We start from the raw sequence: 4,674 nt of genomic DNA, 5'->3' as shown, positions 1-4,674 counted from the left end.
TCAAAAGCTTACTGCGCTTGAGTTTTCGCTCAAAGCCGAAGACATCAAAACCGGCATGGACCAGCGTGATGGTCATATGTACAAAAAGTATCTCGAAACAAAAGAGTTTCCGATGGTGACCTTCAAGGCCGCTGAAGTGGTTTTGCCGGCTCCAGGCAAGTCGAAGATTCTTGAAGGAACATTTGGTATCCACGGCAAGGAGAAGGTCTTAAAGGTTCTGCTGATTGCTTCTGAGGTCGGTGCAGATAAGATTGCGTTCAAGGCAACCTGGGCGCTGGACATCGGCGACTTTGGCATCAAGCAGCCCAAGTTCATGGTTGTGAAGATGGATAAAGAGATTCAAATGGAAGCTCAAATGGTTTTAACGAGGAAGCAATAATATGTGGCGATTGCATCTGACCAGATGTCTAGCTTTGATATTCTGTTCCGGGTTCATAGGTGTTCAAGACGCTGCGGCTTATCCGCAGTTTATCGCGAAGGGCTACACAAACTGCGCGAGTTGTCATTACGCTCCAGATGGAGGAGCGATGGCCAACGCATACGGTGTGGCCACTCAGCAAGCATTTTTACCGGATGCCATTGAGGTCGAGTTTCTTGAGGAGCTTCGAGAAACCATGGCGAAGAATCTCGTCACCGGTTACGACGATGATGACAACGCTGCCTTCCAGTGGGACGTTGGGCTTGATACCCGGCTACTGTTTCTTATGGCTTCCGCAGATGTTGGCTCAAACAGCGATTTTATCGTGATTCCCATGCTCATCGAACCGCAGCTCGTACTCGCTTACGGTCCGGTCACCGCTTATGGCTCAATCTCAAGTAGGAAAGCAGGCGCTACCCGCAGTGAGATGACCGCATTTTCACGGCACCACTGGCTGCAATACCGAGTTAGCGATGAGCTTTCGCTTCGCGCCGGGCGAATGACCCAGCCTTTTGGGATTCGTCACGCTGACCACACTGTATACACGCGCCGGGATTTAGATTTTGACAAATACGACCAAACCTATGGCGTGCAAGTCGACTGGAATACCGAGGATTGGTCGGTGGCGGCCATGGGCTTTGCTGGAAACTATCTCGTTGGTGATCCCAAAGTTCAGGAGCGAGGCTTATCGGCAACGGTAGCTTATCAATGGACCGGGCGCGCAGCGCTTGGCCTAAGCTTTCTGGGCGGCATGAGTGAACTCTCGCAAAGGTTAGCAGTAGGTGTGTTCACCCGAGCCAAGCTTTACGGGCACAGCTACGTGATGGCTGAGTTTGATACTCAGTTTCGCAAGTCTGTTGAAGGAGAAGCTTCACAGATGGATATGATGGGTATTTTACGCCTGGGTTGGTATCCCTGGGAGTGGCTCGATGTTTACTCCGAAACCGGCTTGAAGATGGTACCTGGCTCATCTGAGCTCACTCGCATCAGTACCATTATCGGTACCGCTTGGAAGATTCTTCCCTGGATGGAAGTGGGTCCTTACCTGCGTATCTTGCACAGCTCTGATGGCGGAACTCAGTTTCAGGTCATCGACCAGATTCATATCGTCTACTAAGTCTCATCTCACCCCTTACATGGCCTGACCGGCCGACGCTGGATCCGCAGCCGCGCTCTGTGGCAAGGTACACCTATAACTTCACTCTAGGAGAAACCCCTTGGGTACTGAACTCTCTATGGAAAATCGTGTGGTACTCATCACGGGCGGCGGCCGAGGCATTGGCCGCGGTATCACCGACCGCTTTGTGGAGAAGGGTGCTCAGGTCTTTATCTGTGGACGTAATGAGCCTGAAGACCTCAAGGAATCGGTAACATTCCTGCCCTGTGATGTGCGCGATGCTGATGCGGTAGCCTCAATGGTAGAAACCATCGCTAAAAAGGCGGGGCGTTTGGATGTTGTGGTGAACAATGCAGGTGGTGCGCCTTTTGCTGAGGCAGCGACGGCATCACCAAGATTTTCCGAAAAGATTATTCAGCTCAATTTGATTGCAGCCCTACATGTTTCCCAGTTTGCGAATAAGGTGATGCAGGGTCAAGACGATGGCGGCGTGATTATCAACGTGGCAAGTGTAAGTGGCACAAGGGCATCACCCGGCACAGCTGCTTATGGGGCAGCCAAAGCAGGGTTGTTAAACCTTACAGCGAGTCTTGCGGTCGAGTGGGCGCCGAAAGTTCGTGTGGTGGCCGTGACTGCTGGATTGATACGAACCGAGCAAGCCCATCTTCATTATGGCGATGAAGAAGGTATTGCACGGGTGGCGGCCACGGTACCTATGGGGCGTATGGGAACACCTGAAGATGTGGCCAACGCATGCTTATTTCTAGCTTCGCCCATGGCGAGCTACATCAGTGGAAGCAGTATCACTTTAGATGGAGCAGGCGAGAGGCCGGCGTTTTTGGATGCGGCGGCCGATGCATAGCCTCAACTGTCGTTGGCTTGAATTCGCATTTTTAATCGAAAGTGTGCACCTGATTCAGACTCTTCTAGAGTCAGGTTGCCGCCCCAGTCATGAACCATTTGATGGCTGATGGCCAGTCCCAGACCTGTGCCGCTTTCTTTGGTCGTATAAAATGCGTCGAAAATATTTTCTCTAATATCCTTTGGAACACCGGGTCCAGAATCGATGATATCTAGCTGAACATGGTCATCATCCTGATGGACCTTAATTTGAATGCTTCCTCCATTCTCCATTGCATCACATGCATTAAGCATAAGGTTGAGAATTACTTGACTCAGCTCACTGCTGTTGGCTTTTACCCGTGGCGTTGGAGTTTCGGAGATTTGGATTTTGATGTTCTCTTGACCGAGACGGTGACCCATCAATTCGAGTGTCGCTTGAAGCGTTGCTTGGATTTCGCATGACCGTTGCTTAGGCATATCCCCTGCTTGCGCTAGTTGATTGAGGTTACGAACAATGACTTCAATGCGCTCGCTGCCACGGGTGATGAGGCCTGCACAGCTTTTGATTTTGTTCATAAGTTTTGGTAGCGCCCGAGGCTCAGTTGCAACTGACTCAGCGATGATATCTTCAAGCTCTTGAGCACCGCCAATGGTTAGGTTTAAGGGGTTGCCGATTTCATGGGCAAGGCCGGTTACAAGGTTACCAACGGTTGCTAAGCGTGCTTGTTGCAGCAGCTCTTGTTGTGTGGACTTGAGGGTTTGTACCGTCGAGCGGAGCTCTTTGGTTTGACTTTTTACTTCTTGCTCGAGTGCTTCTCGGGCACGTTCTTGAAATTCCAAATTCCGTTTTTGGAGTTCATTTGCTTCCTTACGCAGAAGAAGCATCCGGTATCCTACGCCAATGGAAAGCAGTACCAGTTCCAGGAGCACTCCAATTTCAACCAAGCCGCCAATCAAAACGGCTGCATTTAGGTTCAGATCAAGCTTGGGGTTCATGACGATGAGAGAGCTGGTCATGATGTAGGCAATCAAGTTTACCGAGAAAGCTAAAATAAAGTACCGAGCTCCTTGGTTGCCCTGGGCCCACATAAGCACACCAAGCACCAGTAAATAGATGCATGTGAATGGTGGAATAATCGTTGTGAGCAGGATGGCCAAGGCATGGGGAAGCAGTGGGAACAAAAAGGTCAAGAGCAGGTTGCCCCAAAATAGATACCACAAGTATCTGTGATGTTTTGGTGACTCATTTTTTGTATTCAAATAACTTTGAGTGAAAATTGTTAAGGAAGCGTGGGCCAGAGGGACTAAGATTTGTAGGCTGATAGAACGAATTTCAGGGTAGGCGGGCCAAAGATACTCGAATGCGTAACCACGGTAGGCAAACAAGAAGAGAGCATGCAGAGAAAGATAAATGCAGTACAGTAAGTATGTGATTTCGCGAGTAGATGCGTAAAGGAGCAGGTTGTAGACGAGCATGATAAGCATGGCGCCGTAAAAAATCCCGGCGAGTAGTTGCTCGTTTCGATCACGTTCCCGGTATTCAGCAGGGCTCCATAAGCTTTCCACGAGGAACATTGCTTCTTGTGCGTCACGCCTGACGTAGATGTTATAGGATGTCGTTGGCTTTAGCTGAAGCGGGACTACGAAAGAGTGGTCTTGGATAGGGCGCTTATCAAAGGGAAGTGTATCACCAAGTTCCCATTGCTTCACCAAGGTTCCGTCTTGGTTGAATTGAAAAATGGATAGATGGTCAAAGTATGAATATTCTATGTCCATATAAACTTGTTGTGATTCATTAGACTGGTGATGTAGTTTTAGTCGAGACCAGATTGCAGACTGAGTAAATGGAAATACAGGTATCGTCGACGGTGCTGGAACAAACTCGTGTTCTATTTTACGAATATCTTCAATGGTCAGATTTGCCGATTTATCCTCATAAATATCGAGAAATTTTCGAGCCAGCATAAGTTCAGACTTCGAATCACTGGTCCAAATGAGGGGAGAATAGGTTTCGAAACGCTCAGGTGGGATCTGGTCGCAACCGGTGAGAAGCTCTGCGAGTATAGCAATGATTAGAAGATTCTTTAAGAGAATGAACTCGCGCATCATGGCCGAAGTTTATCATGTTTGCTAAGAGATGAGAAGTTCGCCTAATTCGGTACCACAAACGTCATCCATACCTGAAGGGCAACGCTGCCGTCTTCTTTGGTGGAGACAATCTCTAAATCGACTTTCCGTTCATCATCTTCTTCATATTTTTTGATGATTTTCCCAGCACAGGTCAGCGTTTCGTCCG

Annotated in this window: 5 protein-coding genes; 3 read left to right on the top strand and 2 right to left on the bottom strand. The window is 49.0% G+C overall.

The annotated features are described in order from the left end of the window. The 3 genes from HOK28_00730 to HOK28_00720 all read left to right on the top strand — a co-directional run. A partial coding sequence (locus HOK28_00730; protein MBT6431583.1) for a YceI family protein occupies window positions 1-379 on the top strand: 379 nt, incomplete at its 5' end. 1 nt (window position 380) lies between these two features. Further along, entirely contained in the window at window positions 381-1,535 is a 1,155-nt protein-coding gene (locus HOK28_00725; GenBank protein MBT6431582.1) for a hypothetical protein, read from the top strand. A 118-nt stretch (window positions 1,536-1,653) separates the two neighbouring features. After that, window positions 1,654-2,397 (top strand): SDR family oxidoreductase, encoded by a 744-nt coding sequence (locus HOK28_00720; GenBank protein MBT6431581.1) that lies wholly within the window; start codon window positions 1,654-1,656, stop codon window positions 2,395-2,397. Between the two features lie 2 nt (window positions 2,398-2,399). Here HOK28_00720 and HOK28_00715 read toward each other — a convergent pair whose 3' ends face one another. Further along, entirely contained in the window at window positions 2,400-4,487 is a 2,088-nt protein-coding gene (locus HOK28_00715; protein ID MBT6431580.1) for a hypothetical protein, read from the bottom strand. A 41-nt stretch (window positions 4,488-4,528) separates the two neighbouring features. After that, the coding region (locus HOK28_00710) for a hypothetical protein (protein ID MBT6431579.1) at window positions 4,529-4,674 on the bottom strand (146 nt) is incomplete at its 5' end.

This window comes from Deltaproteobacteria bacterium (genome assembly GCA_018668695.1).
Classification (GTDB): domain Bacteria; phylum Myxococcota; class XYA12-FULL-58-9; order XYA12-FULL-58-9; family JABJBS01; genus JABJBS01.
This window is presented reverse-complemented; position numbering and strand designations above follow the sequence as displayed.

What these genes read in the sequence shown, in the direction of transcription:
- HOK28_00720 (MBT6431581.1), top strand. Translation starts at nt 1,654, where the DNA reads ATGGAAAATCGTGTGGTACTCATCACGGGCGGCGGCCGAGGCATTGGC.
- HOK28_00715 (MBT6431580.1), bottom strand. Translation starts at nt 4,487, where the DNA reads ATGATGCGCGAGTTCATTCTCTTAAAGAATCTTCTAATCATTGCTATA.
- HOK28_00725 (MBT6431582.1), top strand. Translation starts at nt 381, where the DNA reads ATGTGGCGATTGCATCTGACCAGATGTCTAGCTTTGATATTCTGTTCC.